Annotated in this window: 21 protein-coding genes; 9 read left to right on the top strand and 12 right to left on the bottom strand. The window is 71.7% G+C overall.

The genetic code is table 11. The annotated features are described in order from the left end of the window. Positions 1-2: 2 nt before the first annotated feature. From Nocox_RS01700 to Nocox_RS01685, 4 genes are all read right to left on the bottom strand, one after another. A complete protein-coding gene (locus Nocox_RS01700) occupies positions 3-1181 on the bottom strand; it encodes a TadA family conjugal transfer-associated ATPase (protein ID WP_020542569.1) in 1179 nt (392 codons plus the stop codon). A gap of 296 nt (positions 1182-1477) precedes the next feature. Then, positions 1478-2527 (bottom strand): septum site-determining protein Ssd, encoded by a 1050-nt coding sequence (gene ssd, locus Nocox_RS01695; protein ID WP_020542567.1) that lies wholly within the window; start codon positions 2525-2527, stop codon positions 1478-1480. A gap of 423 nt (positions 2528-2950) precedes the next feature. Beyond that, positions 2951-3310: a hypothetical protein gene (locus Nocox_RS01690; RefSeq protein WP_157382965.1), complete on the bottom strand. Its 360-nt coding sequence runs from the start codon at positions 3308-3310 to the stop codon at positions 2951-2953. A 213-nt stretch (positions 3311-3523) separates the two neighbouring features. Continuing rightward, positions 3524-4303: a Fic family protein gene (locus Nocox_RS01685; protein WP_026214211.1), complete on the bottom strand. Its 780-nt coding sequence runs from the start codon at positions 4301-4303 to the stop codon at positions 3524-3526. A 646-nt stretch (positions 4304-4949) separates the two neighbouring features. On the opposite strand from Nocox_RS01685, the gene acs reads away from it, so the two are divergent. The 4 genes from acs (at position 4950) to Nocox_RS01665 (ending at position 9045) form a co-directional block, all read left to right on the top strand. Further along, positions 4950-6923, top strand: a complete 1974-nt coding sequence (gene acs / locus Nocox_RS01680) for an acetate--CoA ligase (RefSeq protein ID WP_020542565.1) — start codon at positions 4950-4952, stop codon at positions 6921-6923. 257 nt (positions 6924-7180) lie between these two features. After that, entirely contained in the window at positions 7181-7648 is a 468-nt protein-coding gene (locus Nocox_RS01675) for a phage holin family protein (protein WP_020542563.1), read from the top strand. Next, on the top strand, positions 7638-8558 hold the full coding sequence (locus tag Nocox_RS01670) for an alpha/beta fold hydrolase (RefSeq protein ID WP_020542562.1): 921 nt from the start codon (positions 7638-7640) through the stop codon (positions 8556-8558). Before Nocox_RS01675 ends, Nocox_RS01670 begins: the two co-directional genes overlap by 11 nt. A 43-nt stretch (positions 8559-8601) precedes the next feature. Then, entirely contained in the window at positions 8602-9045 is a 444-nt protein-coding gene (locus Nocox_RS01665) for a DUF309 domain-containing protein (RefSeq protein WP_020542561.1), read from the top strand. 4 nt (positions 9046-9049) lie between these two features. On the opposite strand, the gene Nocox_RS01660 is transcribed toward Nocox_RS01665, so the two are convergent. Then, on the bottom strand, positions 9050-10240 hold the full coding sequence (locus Nocox_RS01660) for a MarP family serine protease (RefSeq protein ID WP_020542560.1): 1191 nt from the start codon (positions 10238-10240) through the stop codon (positions 9050-9052). A gap of 81 nt (positions 10241-10321) precedes the next feature. Here Nocox_RS01660 and Nocox_RS01655 point away from each other — a divergent pair, with 81 nt between their 5' ends. After that, on the top strand, positions 10322-10834 hold the full coding sequence (locus tag Nocox_RS01655) for a HEAT repeat domain-containing protein (protein ID WP_020542559.1): 513 nt from the start codon (positions 10322-10324) through the stop codon (positions 10832-10834). Here Nocox_RS01655 and Nocox_RS01650 read toward each other — a convergent pair. Continuing rightward, on the bottom strand, positions 10831-11481 hold the full coding sequence (locus tag Nocox_RS01650; protein ID WP_020542558.1) for an NUDIX hydrolase: 651 nt from the start codon (positions 11479-11481) through the stop codon (positions 10831-10833). The two genes, Nocox_RS01655 and Nocox_RS01650, sit on opposite strands and share 4 nt — an antisense overlap. Positions 11482-11597: 116 nt before the next feature. Next, positions 11598-12320, bottom strand: coding sequence for an endonuclease III (nth, locus tag Nocox_RS01645; protein ID WP_219495567.1), 723 nt, complete (start codon positions 12318-12320; stop codon positions 11598-11600). Positions 12321-12426: 106 nt separating this feature from the next. Between nth and Nocox_RS01640 the strand changes: the two genes are divergently transcribed. Continuing rightward, entirely contained in the window at positions 12427-12873 is a 447-nt protein-coding gene (locus Nocox_RS01640; protein WP_020542556.1) for a hypothetical protein, read from the top strand. Between the two features lie 128 nt (positions 12874-13001). Further along, positions 13002-13682, top strand: a complete 681-nt coding sequence (locus Nocox_RS01635; protein ID WP_020542555.1) for a Crp/Fnr family transcriptional regulator — start codon at positions 13002-13004, stop codon at positions 13680-13682. Here Nocox_RS01635 and Nocox_RS01630 read toward each other — a convergent pair. Genes Nocox_RS01630 through sp36 form a run of 4 tightly spaced genes read right to left on the bottom strand, consistent with a single transcriptional unit; the run spans position 13664 to position 15924 of the window. Further along, complete coding sequence (locus tag Nocox_RS01630) at positions 13664-14455, bottom strand: MBL fold metallo-hydrolase (protein WP_020542554.1); 792 nt, start codon at positions 14453-14455, stop codon at positions 13664-13666. The genes Nocox_RS01635 and Nocox_RS01630 overlap by 19 nt on opposite strands. Continuing rightward, entirely contained in the window at positions 14452-15255 is an 804-nt protein-coding gene (locus Nocox_RS01625) for an NUDIX hydrolase (protein ID WP_020542553.1), read from the bottom strand. The genes Nocox_RS01630 and Nocox_RS01625 overlap by 4 nt, the downstream gene beginning before the upstream one ends. A gap of 55 nt (positions 15256-15310) precedes the next feature. Next, a complete protein-coding gene (locus tag Nocox_RS01620; RefSeq protein WP_020542552.1) occupies positions 15311-15769 on the bottom strand; it encodes a RidA family protein in 459 nt (152 codons plus the stop codon). Then, on the bottom strand, positions 15769-15924 hold the full coding sequence (gene sp36 / locus Nocox_RS01615) for a Sp36 family protein (RefSeq protein ID WP_169577018.1): 156 nt from the start codon (positions 15922-15924) through the stop codon (positions 15769-15771). Before sp36 ends, Nocox_RS01620 begins: the two co-directional genes overlap by 1 nt. A gap of 77 nt (positions 15925-16001) precedes the next feature. On the opposite strand from sp36, the gene bagA reads away from it, so the two are divergent. Then, positions 16002-17003 carry an ATPase BagA gene (gene bagA, locus Nocox_RS01610; RefSeq protein WP_026214209.1) on the top strand — a complete coding sequence of 334 codons (1002 nt, stop codon included), beginning with the start codon at positions 16002-16004 and terminating at the stop codon, positions 17001-17003. Then, positions 17000-18127: an ATPase BagB gene (gene bagB, locus Nocox_RS01605; RefSeq protein WP_020542549.1), complete on the top strand. Its 1128-nt coding sequence runs from the start codon at positions 17000-17002 to the stop codon at positions 18125-18127. The genes bagA and bagB overlap by 4 nt, the downstream gene beginning before the upstream one ends. A gap of 95 nt (positions 18128-18222) precedes the next feature. On the opposite strand, the gene Nocox_RS01600 is transcribed toward bagB, so the two are convergent. Next, positions 18223-18519, bottom strand: a complete 297-nt coding sequence (locus Nocox_RS01600; RefSeq protein ID WP_020542548.1) for a WhiB family transcriptional regulator — start codon at positions 18517-18519, stop codon at positions 18223-18225. Positions 18520-18750 lie beyond the last annotated feature (231 nt).

Genomic DNA, 18750 nt, shown 5'->3' with positions numbered 1-18750 from the left:
GGTCAAGGGTGAGGGGGGCCCTGCGTGCTCGGTGGGTGGTGAGCAGGAGGGCAGGGGCGAGAGCGTACGGCGTGGGAGAAGGCTTCGTAGCCGGGGCCGAGGTGGGTGTTGCCTGACGGGTCGAAGGTCACGGCCGGCAGGGACTCGACGAGGCCCGTCGATGTCCGGGTGAGCAGACAGATCTCGGCAATGCGTCTTCGGCCGTTGTGGCGGTCGCGGGTCAGGTGGATGACGGCGTCCAGGGCGGCAGCCAGTTGACTGTGGACGGCCTCCCGGCTCAGTCCGGCGGCGCAGCCCAGAGCTTCCAGCCGAGGTGGTACGTCGCCCGCGGTGTTCGCATGAAGGGTGCCGCAGCCGCCCTCGTGGCCCGTGTTGAGGGCGGCGAGCAGGTCCACGACCTCCGCGCCCCTGACTTCGCCTACCACGAGGCGGTCGGGACGCATGCGCAGGGCCTGGCGCACCAGGTCGCGCAGACCCACGCCGCCGGCGCCCTCAAGGTTCGGCGGACGGGTTTCGAGACGGACCACGTGGGGGTGAAGGGGGCGAAGCTCGGCCGAGTCCTCCACGAGGAGGAGGCGTTCGCCCGGGTCGGCCAGGGAGAGCAGCCCTGAGAGCAGGGTCGTCTTGCCGGTGCCCGTGCCGCCGGTCACCAGGAAGGCCAGCCTGGCGGAGACCATCGCCGTGAGCATCGCGACGGCCGGCTGCGTGATCGTGCCAGCCGTGACGAGGTCGTGCAGGGTGAACGTACGGCGTGGCGGCAGGCGCAGGGACAGGCAGGTGCCTTCAGGGGCTATGGGCGGGAGCACGGCGTGGAGGCGTACGCCGCCCGCCAGTCTCGCGTCCACGTACGGGGAGGCGCCGTCGAGGCGTCTTCCCGCGGCGGCGGCGAGGCGCTGGGCGAGGCGGCGTACGGCGGCGTCGTCGGTGAAGCGGATGGAGGTGCGGCTGAGGCCGGTGCCGTCGTCCAGCCACACCTCGTCGGGGCCGTTGACCAGGACGTCTGTGACGTCCGGGCGGGCGAGGAGCGGCTCCAAGGGGCCGGCGCCGATCAGGTCCGCGCAGAGGGCGCGGGCGACGGCGAGGATCTCGGCGTCGCCGTAGACCGCCTTCTCGGCTCGCAGGGCTACGGCGACCTGGGCGGCACTGGGTTCGGCACCGGTGCGGGCCAGGCGGACGCGCACGGCCTCGACGAGTTCAGGGGAAATGGGTGGTGGAGGCGCTGCGGGTGGGAACTTGGGCGGCCAGGTGGGGGTTACGCCGGGTTTGGTTGGCGGCGAAGGCTCAGGAGGCGGCGTTCTGGCCAGTGGTGGGGGCGTTCTGGCCGGTGGTGGGGGCGTTCTGGCCGGTGGTGGGGGCGTTCTGGCGGGTGGGGGTGTGCGTGAGGTTTTGATGGGCTGGGCGGGCGCGTCTGGGTGGGTGTGGGGCCGTGTCATGTGGATTGCCTGTTCGGTGGATGGCGGAGCGGGTTCGGGGTTGGTCAGGGGCTGGTGGGGAGGAGGTCTTGGAGGAGGGAGGCGCAGAGAGCGCCGAGGGCGGTGCGGGGGCCCAGTTTGGGGAGTTCGCCACGGTTGAGGGTGGCGGTGAGGCGAGGCTGGTCGGGGAGGGTGCCCGCGCAGGGGATGCCGAGGGAGGTGACGGCAGTGTCGGCGTCCACGATGCCGGGGCGGAGGATCGTACGGAGGTCTGTCGTGTGCTTGCCGGCTTCGCCTAGGACCTGGATCGCGGAGAGGACGCCGCGTACGTCCGCCGCGGCCACCAGCAGAGTGGTCTTCGCCCTGGTGAGGGCTTCGACGGCGGCCGGGTCGAAGTGACGCGGCAGGTCCACGACCACCAGGTCGAAGCCTCGCTGACCCGCGTCGAGGACCGATCGCATGGCCTGCGCGGGGATCGGAGCCGCCTCCCCCCTCTGGAAGGAGAGGATCGCGAGGTCCCCGAACGCGGGCAGGGCCTTCTGGAGGGCGCTGCTGCTGATGCGGCCCTCTCGGGCGACGAGGTCCCCCCACCGGGCTCCCGGCGCTTCCTCGTGGCCCAGCAGCGCGTCCATGCCGCCGCCCAGCGGGTCAGCGTCCACGAGGAGGGTACGGAGTTGGGCGGCGCCGGAGGCGTGAAGGGCGAGGCAGGCCGACAGGACGCTCGCGCCCACGCCGCCTCGGCCGCCCAGTACGCAGATCACCGGGCCTGAGCGAGGTTCGGGCTCCATGGCGTCGGCGAAGCGGTCGACGAGGTCGCGTTCGTCGCCGGGGAGGGTGACGACGGCTTGGGCGCCTGCTGCGACGCATCTTCGCCAGGTGTCGGGGTCGTCCGGGGTGCGGGTGACGAGGAGGACCTGGTCGCGGGGCGGGGGCGCGGTCGCGGCCACGGCGTCCGCCTGGTCCGCGCCTACGGCCACGAGTGGGGCGAGGTTCCAGTACGGGCGGGCGTGGGCGGGGAGCTGGGCCACGTCGAGTTGGGCGCCGGCTGCCGCCGCTATGCGGACCAGGTCGTCGAGCAGGGCGGGGTCGTCGGTGATGACCAAGGGGCGGTGCATGTGGGCCTCCCGTTCGTGGTGGGTGGTGGGAGGTCCAGGGTGAGGCGGAGGGCGGGTGCGGCGAAGGGCCGAACGGGGTTCTGTGGATGAGGCGGCTCGGAGCGGGCGAGCCTGTGGATGAGGCGGCTCGGCGCCGCTGGACCTACAGATGGATGAGATGCGCCGGCGTCAGGGGGCTGTGGATGATGTGTCCCGGCGTCAGTGAGCCTGTGGACCCCTCAGCCCTCGGCGTTGGCGGCTCGTAAAAGAGGTGGCGTCCGTGTGGATGTCCGGTGAAGGACGGGGACGCCGTGGGGGCCGGGACGGCGTACCTGCCGGGCCGGAGGCGGGGCTGGGACGGGAAAAAGGGGCGACCCCCGCCGGGGGGGGAGAGCGGGGGTCGCCTGATCGGTCCGGCTCCGGGGGGGTAGAGCCGGTCCCGTTTCAGAAGAAAGCTTTCATCACTTCACCGCAGCCTGGCAAGGGACTTGCAAAGCCATCCCGCGCAAGTGCGCTCCAGTTCCTGGGCGATACCAACGTATGCTGCCCGATCCGATCGAGTTTCGTCGAGCAGTAATCTCGCATTTTCGCCAAGTTTTTTCCTGAACTGATAACGATCACATAAAGAAGATCACGGAGAGTGATCGTCGCGGCTGGTCGCCGGGCGGCAGAAGGCTTCGGCACGGGTGGGACGGGGGTGCCGGCGCGGCTGGTGAGGGGACGGGTAAAGGTCTTGGCCTGAGGGGTTCCCATCAGGGCGAATCCGTCGTAGAAAGGTGTTACGGACCAATGGTCCGGGTGCATCCAGCCGGGCACCCACGTGCGACCAGCCGCGGGAGGCGCGTCGTGGCGGGCTTGACCCGCTCCGACGAATAGAGGTGCACGCTTGGTAACCCGGCGTGATGCATTGGCAGACGGCGTCTCAGCATTGAGACGCCGTCAGCTATGTCGGTAGGCGGTCTTACCAGGTCCTTCGCAGGCGGAGTACGTTACGGTCGGCCGCCGGGCGCGGACGGGTCAGCCTCTTTGCATGGCCTCACAGATGGCGGTCGTCTCGCGGACTCCGAGGCTTACCGCGGAGGCACAGTGCTGTACCCATCGGGCGACGCCCTCCGGAGTGCCGCTCAGGTAGGACCGCAGCGCCTCCGCGTACGGCAGCTCGAAATGCCCCACCTCGACGGCCACCAAGGACTTCGGGTCCAGCCCGTACTCGACCAGGGTCAGCCGCTCGGCCGAGCGCGCCACCACGCCGTCCACCACGCCGAACGGCCTCAACACCGCCAGCTCGGCGTGCACCACGGCCGCCAGCACGATCGCGGGAGCCTTGGTGGGGCGTTCGAGGAGGTCCATGAGACCGTCCATGCGTACGGCCGTTTCCTTGGCGTCCGGGGCCGGGCCCAGGCCGAACGGGTCGGGGGCGTCGTCCTCCGACCTGGGACGGCCCAGCGCATCCTCGGGGGCGAGGCCGGCGGCGGCGACCGTGTGCAGGCGGGCGAGGACCTGCCGGGGGGCCCGGCGCCAGGTCGGGCCCAGCCTGCCCATCTCCGCGGACGCGCGCAGGGCGCCCTGGACCAGCGGGTCGTGGATCTCGTCGCGGCGCAGGGCGTCCAGGGGGAAGTCCGCGCCCTCGATGGCGGCCGAGGCTCGGGCGCCGCGCAGGGACGACTCCGTGGAGACCGCCGGGCTGGCGCGGCGGAGCACTCGGTGGCGGTACAGCCGGTCGACGGACTGGCGGGCCTCGTCCACGGCCTCCTGGACGCCGGGGAAGGTCGCGATGACGGCCAAAGGGTCACTCACGAGCACTGACCCTACCGGGCCGGTACGGTCCACCTGCGGCAAGGCAGGGGCAAGGCAGGGCGAGGCAGGGCGGAGGGGTTCGGGGAGCGGGGCGGACTCGGAGTCTCGTGGGGGCGAAGGCGTGGGGCTTGGCGATCGGGCTCATGGCCTCGCGACTACAGCTACGAGCCGGGTTCGGCGGCTGAATGAGACTGGGAGTGGAGGGCCCAGGGCGAGGGCCCAGGGCGAGGGCCCAGGGCGAGGGCCCAGGGCGAGGGCCGAGGGCGAGGGCGAGGGCCGAGGGCGAAGGCGAGGGCCGAGGTTGGGGTCGAGGGCGGAGGGCGTAGGGGCGAGGCGCCGCAGTTGGAGGGGCCAAGTCGCAAAGGGCCGGGGTCACGCAGTGCGTCCGGGATCGCCGCCGCTCCCCCCTTTCCTGCACGCCCCCAAACCCTCACCCCCAGGGGGCCCATAAACCCGCCACCCCCACTCCCATATTCTCTGGATTTCAGGATGACAACATTTCAATTGCGAAGATAACCCCACCCGATAACCAGCCCCCCGCCCCCCGCCCCGAGGTACAGACCTGTCTAGACCTCTTGTGTGCGGGGGTCGTGAGCTGGTGAAGTGGGACACGACCTATCCAACCTGGCCATAGAAGGAGCACGAGGTGGCCCCGGAGACCCCTGGCAACGAGACCCAGGCGCTGTCCAATCTGCTGCAGGAGAACCGCCGGTTCGCACCTCCGGCCGACCTCGCCGCGGCCGCGAACGTGACGGCCGCCTCGTACGACGAGGCCGCCGCCGACCGTCTCGCCTTCTGGGAGCGCGCGGCCGAGCGGCTGAGCTGGGCCAAGCGGTGGGACAGGACCCTGGAGTGGAACGCCCCCTTCGCCAAGTGGTTCATCGGCGGGGAGCTCAACGTGGCCTACAACTGCGTGGACCGCCACGTGGAGGAGGGCCGGGGCGACAAGGTCGCCTACTACTGGGAGGGCGAGCCGGAGGACGACACCCGCGTCCTCACCTACAACGACCTGAAGACCGAGGTCAGCAAGGCGGCCAACGCGCTGGCCGAGCTGGGCGTGGGCAAGGGCGACCGGGTCGCGATCTACATGCCGATGATCCCCGAGCTGCCGATCGCGATGCTGGCGTGCGCCCGCATCGGCGCGGTCCACTCGGTGGTGTTCGGCGGTTTCTCCGCGACGGCGCTGAAGAGCCGCATCGACGACGCCGACGCCAAGCTGGTGATCACGGCGGACGGCGGCTACCGCCGGGGCAAGCCGAGCGCGCTCAAGCCGACGGTGGACGAGGCCGTCGCCGCGTGCCCGCAGGTCGAGAACGTCCTCGTGGTCCGGCGCACCGGCGAGGACGTCGCGTTCGGCGAGAAGGACCTGTGGTGGCACGACGTGGTCGACCGTCAGAGCGACCAGCACACCCCGCTGCCGAACGACGCCGAGGACCCGCTCTACATCCTCTACACGAGCGGCACCACGGGTAAGCCGAAGGGCATCCTGCACACGACCGGCGGCTATCTGACGCAGACGGCCTGGACGCACCACGCGGTCTTCGACCTCAAGCCCGAGACCGACATCTACTGGTGCACGGCCGACATCGGCTGGGTCACCGGCCACTCCTACATCGTCTACGGCCCGCTCGCGAACGGCGCGACCAGCGTCATCTACGAGGGCACTCCGGACACGCCGCACCGCGGCCGGTTCTGGGAGATCGTGCAGAAGTACAAGATCACGATCCTGTACACGGCGCCGACGGCGATCCGGACGTTCATGAAGTGGGGCGACGACATCCCCGCCAAGTACGACATGTCCAGCCTGCGGGTCCTGGGCTCGGTCGGCGAGCCGATCAACCCGGAGGCGTACGTCTGGTACCGCCGGCACATCGGCGGCGACCGCTGCCCGGTCGTCGACACGTGGTGGCAGACCGAGACCGGCGCCATCATGATCAGCCCGCTGCCGGGCGTCACCGCCGCCAAGCCGGGCGCCGCGATGCGCCCGCTGCCCGGCATCGCCGCCGACGTGGTGGACGACCAGGGCAACAGCGTCCCCGACGGCGGGGGCGGCTTCCTCGTCGTACGCGAGCCGTGGCCGTCCATGCTCCGCACGATCTGGGGCGACGACCAGCGCTACATCGACACCTACTGGAGCCGTTTCGAGGGGATGTACTTCCCCGGCGACGGCGCCAAGAAGGACGAGGACGGCGACCTCTGGCTGCTCGGCCGGGTGGACGACGTCATGCTGGTCTCCGGGCACAACATCTCCACCACGGAGGTGGAGAGCGCGCTGGTCAGCCATCCGAAGGTGGCCGAGGCGGCGGTCGTGGGCGCGACCGACCCCGTGACGGGTCAGGCCATCGTGTCGTTCGTGATCCTGCGCGGCGGCGCCGAGGAGAGCGACGACATCGCGACCGAGCTGCGCAACCACGTGGCCAAGACGCTCGGCCCGATCGCGAAGCCGCGGCAGATCCTGGTGGTGCCCGAGCTGCCGAAGACCCGTTCCGGCAAGATCATGCGCCGCCTCCTGCGCGACGTGGCCGAGAACCGCAGCATCGGCGACGTCACGACGCTGGCCGACAGCACGGTGATGAACCTGATCGCCGACAAGCTCCCGTCCGCGAAGTCGGACGACTGACCTACCGGCGACCACCCCCGAGGGGCGCATGTCACACGGACGTGGACGTGCGCCCCTCGTGCGTCGGCGCTATGTTCTCCGATCGGGTAGTTCTGGGAGTGATAGCGCGGCTCGTCCTTGGGAAGTCCCTCGGCGTGCTCGGCGGCGCGAACGGGCCCCAACTGGCGCGGCGGTGCCGCCGCACCTCCGGGTACGCGACCGTCGCGCTGCGCTGGATGATGATTGACACGGCCACCGGGCCTCGATAGGAGACGTTCATGCCGCAGACTCCCGAGGAAGAATCCCTGGGCTCCCTGGTCGCCCAGGCGAGCAGTCAGATCTCGACCCTGGTCCGCTCGGAGATCGAGCTGGCCAAGGCCGAGTTCAGGTTCGACGCCAAGCGGGTGGGCATGGCGGGCGGCCTGTTCGCCGCCGCGGCGTTCATGGCGCACCTGTGCCTGATCCTCGCCTCGTTCACGATCGCCTTCGTGCTGGCCCAATGGCTGCCCACCTGGGCGGCCTTCCTCATCGTGACCGTGTTCTACCTGCTGGTCGCGGGTCTGCTGGTGTTCGTCGGGGTGCGGCGACTGAAGGGCCTGGCCGGGATGAAGCGCACCGCCGCGTCGCTCAGGGGCCTCAAGGAGATCGCCACCCCCGAGGACGAGGCGGCGACGCTTCCCGCGACGGCCCCCGACGGCCGGCCGGCGGCCCGAGATCGGGAGCCGGTGGCCCGAGATGCGACCTGACGAGTCGGTCGTCCAGATCGAGGGCCCCTGGACGCACCGGGCGGTGCACGCGGGCGGCACCCGCTTCCACGTCGTGGAGGCCGGCGACGGCCCGCTGGTCCTGCTGCTGCACGGGTTCCCGCAGTTCTGGTGGACCTGGCGGCACCAGCTCGTCTCGCTGCCGAAGGCGGGCTACCGGGCGGTCGCGGCCGACCTGCGCGGCTACGGCGGCAGCGACAAGCCGCCGCGCGGCTACGACCTGCCCACGCTGGCCGCCGACGCGGCCGGGCTGATCCGCGCGCTGGGCGAGACCGGGGCGATCGTCGTCGGGCACGACTGGGGCGGGCTGCTGGCCTGGACGATGGCCGTGCTCGACCCCAAGTGCGTGCACCGGCTGGTCGCGGTGTCCGCCCCTCACCCGCTGCGGCTGCGCAACGCGCTGCTCACCGACCCGATGGGGCAGCTCAGGGCCAGCAGGCAGGCGCTCGGCTTCCAGGTGCCGCTGCTGCCCGAGCACCGGCTCACCCGCAAGGACGGCGCGCTGGTCGGCCGGTTCCTGCGCGACTGGGCGGGGCCTGGCTGGCCGGAGGCCGAGGAGGCGCGGGTCTACCGCGAGGCGTTCGGCATCCCGGCCGTCGCGCACTGCGCGCTGGAGTACCACCGCTGGTTCGGCCGCTCCCAGCTGCGGCCCGACGGGCGGCGCTTCGCGCGCGCCATGCGCGCGGAGGTCGAGGCGCCCACCCTGCACCTGCACGGGGCGCTCGACCCGCGCGTGCTGCCCCGTACGGCCCAGGGATCGAGCCGGTACGTCGCCGCCCCCTACCGATGGCGGCTGTTCGAGGGCGCCGGCCACTTCCCGCACGAGGAGATCCCGGGCACGTTCGACACCGAGCTGCTCAGCTGGCTGGCCGACCCCGAACCCGACCGATGAGCGGGCCTGACCGATGAGCGGGCCCGACGAGAAAGCCTGAGACATGAGAGACCGCGACCCCGAGGGCCGGCCGCGCAACGCCCGGCCCCGCGACGCCTACGGCAGGCCGCTCCCCTACGGCTCGCCCGGCGTGCCGAGGGTTCCCGACGACTACGCGCCCACCGCCGGGCAGGCCCTCGCCGACGGGCGGCGGTTCCTGGCGGAGGGGATGCCGTTCCACGCCCACGAGGTGTTCGAGGGCCGGTGGAAGTGCGCCCCTGAGGAGGAGCGCGAGCTGTGGCAGGGGCTGGCGCAGATCTGCGTCGGGCTCACGCACCTGCAGCGCGGCAACGGGCGCGGGGCGCTGACGTTGTTCGCGCGGGGCGCGGCCAGGGTGCAGGCGTCCGGCGGCGCGTACGACGCCGTCGGCAAGGCCGCCTCCGGCCTGGGCCAGGACAGCGACCCCGGCGAGGCGATCGCCCTGATCCTCGCGAAGCTGCCGCGCTGACGGGTCAGTCGCACTTCTGGGTGCTGGCCGGCGAGGTGTCGGTGCGGCCGAGCGAGGCGTCGGAGGCGACCTCGTCGGCCGTCAGGACGTAGCCGGTCTCCTGCTCGTTGACGGCTGCCGCGAAGATCACGCCGAACACGCGGCCGTCCACGGTCAGCAGCGGGCCGCCCGAGTTGCCGGGGAGCACGATGCCGCGGATCTGGTAGACCTTGCGGGTCACCGTCGTGTCGCGGTAGATGTCGGGGCCCTCGGCGTCGAGCTTGCCGCCGATGCGGGCGGGCTCGGCGGTGAAGCCCTTGCCCTTGGGGAACCCGGCGATGATCGCGTTGTCGCCGCGGCCGCCCTCGCCGTCGAAGGTGAGCTGGGGCAGGTCGAGGCCGGGGACGTAGAGGATCGCGATGTCGCGGCGCGGGTTGTAGCGCACGACCGTGGCCCGGTGGCGGACGTTCTCGTGGTCGACGATCTCCAGGTCGCGGGTGACGCCGGCGACGACGTGCGCGTTGGTCATGATGCGGCCGGGGGCGTAGACGAAGCCGGTGCCCTCGATGTGCTTGTTGCAGCTCTGCGCGTCGCCCTGCACCTTGACGATGGCGCGGCGGGCGCGGGCGAGCCGGTTGCCCTGCAGCACACTCTGGTCGGGCGGCGGCACGTCGAAGAGCTGGCCCGCGCCGATGTCGTCGAAGACCGGCGGGAACTCCGAGCGGTCGATGAACCTCTTGAACGGCGCCTGCCAGTTGCGCGCCGTCTGCGGGATCGCGTCGTCGACGGTGGTGAGCAGCGCGGAGTTCTTGACCTGGTCGACCAGCGGCGTGAACGACGTGGAGACGATCAGCGACCCGATCAGCCAGGCGATGACCAGCACCGACAGGGCGCTGGCGAACGTGCCGCCGACCGCGTCGGCCACCTTCGCCGGCTCCCACGTGACGTGGCTGCGCACGACCGCGCCGATCGTCGAGGAGGCGAACTGCCCGATCGTCGCGGACAGGAACACGATCACGATGGCCAGCAGCGCCTGCGGCGTGTCGCCGTCGACCACGGCCCGGGAGACGGGGGGCGCGATGAAGACCCCGAGCACGGCGCCGCCGACGAACCCCACGAAGCTCATCGCCCCGATGATGAAACCCTGGCGGTAACCCGAGATGCCGAAGGCGATCACGAGGCCGATCAGGATGAGGTCAAGCAGATCACCGCGCACGCTTCAAAGGTATCCAGGGATAAGGTCAAGCGTGCACGTCTTCGGCCAGGACCGCGTCACCCTCCTGGCTACCTTGGCGCTATGCCGCAGGCTGAGGGAACAGTTCGCGATCTCATCGAGGCCGCCCTGCGTGACGGCGATCCCGACGGCCCGCTGCGCTGGCACGTGATCTCCGTGCTGCGCCAGCGCGGCGACCTGGAGTCGTTCATCGAGGCCCGCCGGCTGTGCGCCGCGGAGACCGTCACCGAGCGGCTGCTCGGGGTGGACATCATGGGGATGCTGCGGCCGTTCGCCGACCGTACTCTGCCGGTGCTGCGCTATCTCGCGGCCAGCGAGAACGACGTCATGGTGCTCTATTCGGTGCTGATCGCGTTCGGGCACCTCGCGGACCCGCGCTCGCTGCCGTCCGTGATCGAGCTGGCCGCGCACCGGGACCCCAGGGTGCGGTACGGGGCCGCGTACGCGCTGCAGCACGTGCTCGGCGACCCGCCGGACCCGTCCGGCCTGGCCGCGCTGCGGACGCTGGCCGCCGACAGCGACGCCGACGTGGCCGGATGGGCCTCGCTCGGCGTCGCCCTGTGGTCGGGCCGTTAGCCGCCGCGCCCGGCGCGGACCAGGGCCTCCAGCGGCATCTCCGTCACCCGCGAGGTGTCCCACGGCCGGTCGAGCCCGCCCGCGCCGAGCGTGCGGTCGAGCACCATCGCGGTGAAGCCCCACACGAGCATGCCCCGCACCTGGAACGCCGGCCCCGCGTTGCCGGTGGGCAGCCGCAGCATGAACCGGTTGGCCGGGTCGACCAGCTCGGCGATCGGCACCCGCTCGACCGAGTCGACCTCGTCGGGTGAGGCCGCGTGCACCGCCGACGGCTCCCGCCACCAGGCGACGACGGGCGTGACCCGGTTGTCGCTGTGGTGCAGGTAGAGCTCGGGCAGGGTGCCGAGCACGTGCACCCCGCGCGGGTCGGCGCCGGTCTCCTCCTCGGCCTCGCGCAGCGCCGCCTCGACGGGGCCGCCGTCCTCGGGGTCGACGCCGCCGCCGGGGAACGCGGGCTGCCCGGGGTGCCTGCGCCCGCGCGTGCTGCGCTGGATGAGCAGCACGTCGGGACCGTGCGGGCCCTCGCCGAACAGCATGAGCACCGCCGCGAGCCGGCCGCGCCCGTCGGGCGGCCGCAGGTATCGGGGGACGCTGAGCCGCTGGGACTGGTCCGCCAGGTGGATCAGCCAATGGGGGACTTGGGTCACGCATCCTCCAACACGCCGGGGCTCCTGCTGCTTCCCCCATGCCGTCAGGCCGTCAGGCCGTCAGGCCGTCAGGCCGTCAGGCCGTCAGGCCGTCAGGCCGTCAGGCCGTCAGGCCGTCAGGAGAAGGGGCCGGACCTGACGAGCTTGCGCGCCTCGGCCTCGGACGTCGGCCCCGTGCCGTACGACGGGCAGAGCGCGGCGAGCGGGCAGACGCCGCAGGCGGGGCGCCGGGCGTGGCAGATGCGCCGGCCGTGCCAGATGACCCGGTGCGAGAAGATCGTCCACTCGCGGCGCGGCAGCAGCTCGCCCACCACGTGCTCGATCTTGACGGGGTCGGTCTCCTCGGTCCAGCCGAACCGCCGCACCAGGCGCTGGAAGTGGGTGTCGACGGTGAGCCCCGGGACGTCGAAGGCGTTGCCGAGCACCACGTTGGCGGTCTTGCGGCCGACGCCCGGCAGGGTCACCAGGTCCTTGAGCCTGCCGGGCACCTCGCCGCCGTAGCGTTCGCACACGGCCTGGGCCATGCCGATGATGCTGTTGGTCTTGGCGCGGAAGAATCCGGTCGAGCGGATGATGTCCTCCATCTCCGACCGGTCGGCGGCGGCGTAGTCCTCGACCGTGGGATATTTCGCGAAGAGGACGGGGGTCACCATGTTGACCCGCTTGTCCGTGCACTGCGCGGACAGGATGGTGGCGACCAGCAGCTCCAGGGGGTTGCGGAAGTCGAGCTCGCAGTGGGCGTCCGGGTAGGTCTCCGCCAGGACGCGGTTCATCCTGCGCGCCCGCCGCACGAGTGCGAGCTGGGTCTCCGGCTTGCGCCCCGCCGCTTTCGTCGCCATGACCGCAAGGGTAGAAGGTTCCGCCGGTGCTTGAACCCCGGACGCCGGGGCGTCGTACAACCTGGCGACACGGGAGGGTGACCTGGCACGGGAGGGGTGGAGGGCCATGGGCGGTCAGGGCGCGACGGTGGCGGAGTTCGTCCGGGTCTCGGGGCCGCTGCGCGGGCCGGCGCTGCACCGGCTGGCGCTGGCCTGCGCGGCGACGATGGCGCGGCTGCACGGGCGCGGCGTCGCGGGGCTGCGGCTGAGCGAGGAGAGCGTGGCGCTCGGGGCGCACGGTCAGGTGTTCATCGGCTGGACGCCGTCGGCGGCGGCGTACGAGGGCGCGGTGGCCGACGACGTACGGGCCTGGGCCGACCTGATGGTCTTCGCGGCGACCGGCGTCCGCGACGGCGATCCGCACGCGCTGCCGCCGGCCCTGCGTCTCGCGGTCGCCCAGTGCCGCCGTCCCGACTGGGCGGCGCGCCCGCGCGCCGCCGATGTCCTGCGGGTTCTTCTCGGCCGTTCCGTCGCGAGCGCGATGGCCTCCGTGGACGACCTGCTCGCCTGCTGAACCGGAGCTTCCGGTAACTTTCCCCCTGGACTCGACACACCCGGACGAGCCAGAACACTCCGGCATTCCCATAACCTGTGTGTGCCGCCTTGAGTGGGGTGAGTCACAATGGCAGCAGAGGAGGCAGAGTGAACACCGACGATGTGCTGGGCAAGGCCCCCCTGTTCGCCGCGCTCGATCGCGAGAGCGCCGCGGCGCTGCGGACGAGCATCACCGAGGTCCAGCTCTCCAAGGGGCAGACGCTCTTCCACGAGAACGAGACGGGCGACCGCCTTTACGTCGTGCTCGAAGGCAAGATCAAGCTCTCCCGCACGTCCCCGGACGGCCGGGAGAACCTGCTGAGCGTGCTGGGGCCGAGCGAGATGTTCGGCGAGCTGTCGCTGTTCGACCCGCGGCCGCGCACGGCCACGGCGACGGCGCTGACCGAGGTGCGGCTGGCGGGCCTCGGTCACGACGACCTGCGTCCCTGGCTCACCGGCCGTCCCGAGGTGGCCCTGCACCTGCTGCGCGCGCTCGCGCAACGGCTGCGCCGCACCAACGACGTGCTGGCCGACCTGGTCTTCACCGACGTGCCCGGCCGGGTGGCCAAGCAGCTCCTCGACCTCGCCGAACGGTTCGGCACCAAGACCGAGGACGGCCTGCGGGTCCACCACGACCTCACCCAGGAGGAGCTGGCCCAGCTCGTCGGCGCCTCCCGCGAGACGGTCAACAAGGCGCTGGCCGACTTCGCCCAGCGCGGCTGGCTGCGCATCGAGGCCAAGGCCGTGGTGATCCTCGACACCGACCGCCTCTACAACCGCTCCAGATAGTCGAGCTGGGCCCGCACCGACATCTCGGCGGCGGGCCAGAGCGAACGGTCCACGCCGGCGTAGACGACGCGGACGATCTCACGCGGGGTGCGCGCCCCCTGCGCCCGCGCCGCCCTGATCTGGTCCAGCCGCTCGCGCCGGTGCGCGAGATAGCCGTCGAGCGCCGCGATGGGGTCGGCCAGCACCGGGCCGTGCCCCGGCAGCAGCGCCCTCGCCTCCAGGCGCTCGGCCGCCTCCCTCAGCCGGTCGAGGCTGCGCAGGTAGTCGGCGAGGCCGCCGTCGCGGGCGATGATCGTGGTGCCGCGGCCGAGCACGGTGTCGCCGGTCAGCATCGCGCGGTCCTGCGGCAGCCAGAAGCACAGCGAGTCGAACGAGTGCCCCGGCGTGCCGTGGACGTGCACCTCCAGGCCGCCGACCGTGACCACGTCGCCGTCGGCGAGCCCCTCGCCGCCGAGCCGGTGGCGCGGGTCGAGGGCGCGTACGGGGGCGCCCACCAGCGCGGCGAAGGTGCGGGCGCCGCCGCTGTGGTCGAAGTGGCCGTGGGTCAGCAGGATCTCGGTGACACGGCGGCCGTCGAGGTGGGCGCGCACCCGTTCGAGGTGCCCGGCGTCGTCGGGGCCGGGGTCGACGACGATCGTCTCCTCGCCGGCGCCGATCACCCACGTGTTGGTGCCTTCGAGCGTCATGACGCCGGGGTTGGGGGCGAGGATGTTGACGGCGTGCTCGGTGCGGGTGCCGTCGGGGGTGTCGAGCGGGATGTGGAGTCCGCTCACGTGGTCACCAGCCGCATCTCGCCCTCGACCTCCACGGCCCTCGGCAGGATGGTCACGATGTCGCGGGGGGCGGCCAGCACCTCGGCCACGCTCCCGTACGCCGACAGCTCGCTCAGCGTGCGGTGGGTCGGCGGCATGAGGAAGATCTCCCCCTGACGCGCCCGCTCGACGGCCTGCGCGGGCCGCGTCCAGGCCACCTTGTCGGCCTCGCCGCCCACGTCGCGGGTGCGCTGGCCCTCGGGCAGCACGGCCACGAAGAAGCGGGTGTCGAAGCGGCGCCGCTCGATCTCCGGCGTGATCCAGTGGGCCCACGGCTTGAGCAGGTCGGAGCGGAGCACCAGCCCTCTCCTCGCCAGGAAGTCGGCGAAGGCGAGGTCGTGGCCGATCAGCGCCAGCCGGTCGGCCTCCCAGTCGTCGCCGGTGGTGTCGGCCACCACGGAGGCGGCGTCGGGGCCGGCCAGCAGCACCCCCGACTCCTCGAACGTCTCGCGCACGGCCGCGCACACCAGGCCCCGGGCGAGCTGCTCGTCGGCGCGGAAGGCCGCGCCCCACTCGGCGGGCGACGGGCCGGCCCACGCCACGGCCTGGTCGGTGTCGCGGACGTCCACGGACCCGCCGGGGAAGACGTACGCGCCGGCCGCGAAGGCCATGGTGGCCTTGCGCCTGAGCAGGTAGGTCTGCGGCCCGCCGGGGCCGTCCCGCAGGATCACCACCGTGGCGGCGTCCCGCGGGGTCACCGGCTCGATCCTCCCGGCGATGAGATCCCTGGCCCGCGTGGCGAGCTCGGCTGGAAGCGGCATTCCGGTCACATGACCTCCTCTAGAACATCACTCGGTCATGGTGACATATCTCCGCTCAGGCGACTTCAGCGATCAGCTCCACCTCGACCGGGACGTTCAGCGGGAGGGCGGCCACGCCCACCGCGCTGCGCGCGTGCTTGCCCGCCTCGCCCAGCACCTCGCCCAGCAGCTCGCTGGCGCCGTTGCCGACCTTGGGCTGGTCGGTGAACGACGGGTCGCTCGCCACGAACACGACGACCTTGACGATCCTGACGATCTTCGACAGGTCGCCCACCTCGGCCTTCAGCGCGGCGAGGCCGTTGAGCGCGCAGATGCGGGCCATCTCGTAGCCCTGCTCCAGGCTGACCTCGGCGCCCAGCTTGCCGGTCGCCGCCGGCTTGCCCTCGACGATCGGCACCTGGCCGGAGGTGTAGACGAGGTTGCCCGTACGCACCGCCGGCACGTACGCCGCCACCGGCTTGACGACCTCGGGCAGCGTCAGCCCCAGCTCCGTCAGCTTCTGCTCCGGCGTCATCACGGCTTCTCCCTCTTGAAGTAGGCGACGAGCTGCTCGGGCGAGGCGCCCTGCACGATCTGGACCAGCTCCCAGCCGTCGGAGCCGAAGTTGTCCAGGATCATCTTGGTGTTGTGGATGAGCACGGGGGCTGTGAGGTACTCCCATTTCTTCATGAGGGCCAGAGTAGTGTGAGCAATCTCAAAGGGTGGTCACCGGCTTCCGACAAGTAACCGTTCGGTAGCCTCGAAGGGTGGATTCTCCGCACACCGATTGGGCGGACGTGCGGCTGCACGTCGTCACCGGCAAGGGCGGCACGGGCAAGACGACCGTCGCCGCCGCCCTCGCGCTCGCCCTCGCCTCTGGCGGCAAGAAGGTGCTGCTCGTCGAGGTGGAGGGCAGGCAGGGCATCGCACAGATCTTCGACCTGCCGCCGCTGCCGTACGAGGAGCGCCGCATCGCGGTCGCGCCCTCCGGCGGCGACGTGTACGCGCTGGCGATCGACCCCGAAGACGCCATGCTCGAATACCTGGAGATGTTCTACGGCATGCGCCGGGCCGGCCGGGCGCTCAGCAAGATGGGCGTCGTCGACTTCGCGACCACCATCGCCCCCGGCTTCCGCGACGTGCTGGTCACCGGCAAGACCACCGAGGCCGTACGCAGGCGCAACCGCAACGGCCGCCGGGTCTACGACGCCGTCGTGCTCGACGCGCCGCCCACCGGCCGCATCACCCGCTTCCTCAACGTCACCCAGGAGGTCGCCGGGCTCGCCAGGATGGGGCCGATCAAGAACCACTCCGACCTGGTCAGCAGCGTCGTGAAGAGCCCGGAGACCGCCGTGCACTTCGTGACCGTGCTGGAGGAGATGCCGGTCCAGGAGACCCTGGACGGCGTCGCCGAGGTGCGCTCCGCGGGCCTGCCGCCGGGCGGGATCTTCGTCAACATGGTGCGCGAGTCCCAGCTCCCGCAGTCCGCGCTCGACCAGGCCGCGACGGGCCGCTTCGACCCCGGCGAGCTCGTGCTCGGGCTGAAGGCGGCCGGCCTGGCCGACGGCGCGGAGGCCACGGCGCTCGCCGAGGCCCTCGCCGAGGAGGTCGTCGAGCACGCCCACCGCACCGAGCTGGAGCGCGCCGAGCGCGAGTCGCTGGCCGAGGCCGGGCTGCCGAGCTTCGAGCTGCCGCTCCTCGCCGACGGCGTCGACCTGGCCGGCCTGTACGAGCTGGCCGAGACCATCCGCACCCAGGGAGCAGCGTGAAGAAGCCCGTCAGGCTGGACATCGACGCGATCCTCGACGACCGCGGCACCCGGATCATCGTCTGCTGCGGCGCGGGCGGCGTGGGCAAGACCACGACCGCCGCGGCGCTCGGGCTGCGGGCCGCCGAACGCGGCCGGTGCGCGGTCGTGCTGACCGTCGACCCCGCGCGGCGCCTGGCGCAGTCGATGGGGCTCAGCGAGCTCGACAACACCCCGCGCCTGATCCGCGAGTCGGACGACGGCGGGCAGCTGTTCGCGATGATGCTCGACATGAAGCGCACGTTCGACGAGATCATCGAGGCGCACGCCGACCCGGAACGGGCCGCGCAGATCCTGTCGAACCCGTTCTACCAGTCGCTGTCGTCCAGCTTCTCCGGCACCCAGGAGTACATGGCGATGGAGAAACTGGGCCAGCTCCGCCGCTCCGACGAGTGGGACCTCATCGTGGTCGACACGCCGCCGTCGCGCTCGGCGCTGGACTTCCTGGACGCGCCCGAGCGGCTCGGGCGGTTCTTGGACGGCCGGTTCATCCGGCTGCTGACGGCACCGGCCAAGGCCGGGGGCCGCAGCGCGTTCAAGCTGCTCAACGCCGGGTTCGGGCTGATGGCCGGGGCGCTGACCAAGCTGCTCGGCGCTCAGGTCATCAAGGACCTGCAGACGTTCGTCTCCGCGCTGGACGCCGTCTTCGGCGGGTTCAGGCAGCGGGCCGAGCTGACGTACCAGCTGCTTCAGGCGCCGGGGACGGCCTTCCTCGTGGTCGCCGCGCCGGAGCGCGACGCCATGCGTGAGGCGTCGTACTTCGTCGAGCGGCTGGCCGAGGAACGCATGCCCCTGGCCGGCCTGGTGGTCAACCGGGTGCACACGTCCCCCGCCGCCGCGCTCTCAGCGGCACGGAGCGCCGCCGCGGCCGAGGACCTGGAGTCCAAGGGCGAGCACGAGCTGACCGCCGCCGTGCTGCGGCTGCACGCCGGTCGGATGCAGCTCGCCGCTCGCGAGAACCGCGAACGGGAGCACTTCGTCACGGCACATCCCACGGTGCCGGTGGCGAAGGTCCGCGCCATGTCGGAGGACGTCCACGATCTGACCGGTCTGCGGCAGATCGGGGAGCTGCTGGCGAGCGCGTAGCCGCTCTTCCCGGGGGAACTCCCGGGAGTCTCATGGGAGCACGGCCGGCGGACGGCGCCGGCCGTGCGTCAACGCTCTCGGCTCGCCGGGCCCTGTCAGCCCGCGATCAGCTCGTTGGTTCGCTCGTACTCTTCTTTCGCCGACTCGAGCAGCTCTCGCCACGAGTCGACGTCGGGACGCCGCCGCAGCAGCGCACGTCGTTCGCGTTCGGTCATACCGCCCCACACCCCGAACTCGATGCGGTTGTCCAGCGCATCGGCGAGGCACTCGGTACGGACCGGGCAACCCCGGCAGATGAGCTTCGCCCTGTTCTGCGCGGCGCCCTGCACGAACAGGGCATCCGGATCCGCACCTTTACAGGCGGCACGGGAGGTCCAATCCGTGATCCACATTTTCGACCCCACTCCCCTTAGGTGGTCAGTCGTCATTTGGGGCCGACGGGCGCGGGCGCCGAGCCTCCGTTATTCAGTTGCCGCAGGGAGAACGTACGCAACGAGACGTTCGGGCCGACAGACCCCCAGAGGACCAAATTCTCGCGGCCCTGTTGACCGGGAATGACTAGTCACCTGGCCCCGTCAAGGTGAAATGTGGCGCGGCTACCGATTCGGTCAGCCTTTAGACGT

Origin of the sequence: Nonomuraea coxensis DSM 45129 (genome assembly GCF_019397265.1) — a bacterium.
Lineage (GTDB): Bacteria > Actinomycetota > Actinomycetes > Streptosporangiales > Streptosporangiaceae > Nonomuraea > Nonomuraea coxensis.
Note: the sequence above shows the minus strand (reverse complement) of the source record. Positions and strands in the feature narration are given on the sequence as shown.

Excerpts from the sequence above, each read along its gene's own strand:
- Nocox_RS01655 (WP_020542559.1), top strand. The coding sequence starts at position 10,322 with ATGCCGCAGGCTGAGGGAACAGTTCGCGATCTCATCGAGGCCGCCCTG.
- nth (WP_219495567.1), bottom strand. The coding sequence starts at position 12,320 with ATGGCGACGAAAGCGGCGGGGCGCAAGCCGGAGACCCAGCTCGCACTC.
- Nocox_RS01640 (WP_020542556.1), top strand. The coding sequence starts at position 12,427 with ATGGGCGGTCAGGGCGCGACGGTGGCGGAGTTCGTCCGGGTCTCGGGG.
- Nocox_RS01665 (WP_020542561.1), top strand. The coding sequence starts at position 8,602 with ATGAGAGACCGCGACCCCGAGGGCCGGCCGCGCAACGCCCGGCCCCGC.
- sp36 (WP_169577018.1), bottom strand. The coding sequence starts at position 15,924 with ATGAAGAAATGGGAGTACCTCACAGCCCCCGTGCTCATCCACAACACC.
- Nocox_RS01600 (WP_020542548.1), bottom strand. The coding sequence starts at position 18,519 with ATGTGGATCACGGATTGGACCTCCCGTGCCGCCTGTAAAGGTGCGGAT.
- Nocox_RS01625 (WP_020542553.1), bottom strand. The coding sequence starts at position 15,255 with ATGCCGCTTCCAGCCGAGCTCGCCACGCGGGCCAGGGATCTCATCGCC.
- Nocox_RS01690 (WP_157382965.1), bottom strand. The coding sequence starts at position 3,310 with ATGCACCCGGACCATTGGTCCGTAACACCTTTCTACGACGGATTCGCC.
- Nocox_RS01670 (WP_020542562.1), top strand. The coding sequence starts at position 7,638 with ATGCGACCTGACGAGTCGGTCGTCCAGATCGAGGGCCCCTGGACGCAC.
- ssd (WP_020542567.1), bottom strand. The coding sequence starts at position 2,527 with ATGCACCGCCCCTTGGTCATCACCGACGACCCCGCCCTGCTCGACGAC.
- Nocox_RS01675 (WP_020542563.1), top strand. The coding sequence starts at position 7,181 with ATGCCGCAGACTCCCGAGGAAGAATCCCTGGGCTCCCTGGTCGCCCAG.
- Nocox_RS01620 (WP_020542552.1), bottom strand. The coding sequence starts at position 15,769 with ATGACGCCGGAGCAGAAGCTGACGGAGCTGGGGCTGACGCTGCCCGAG.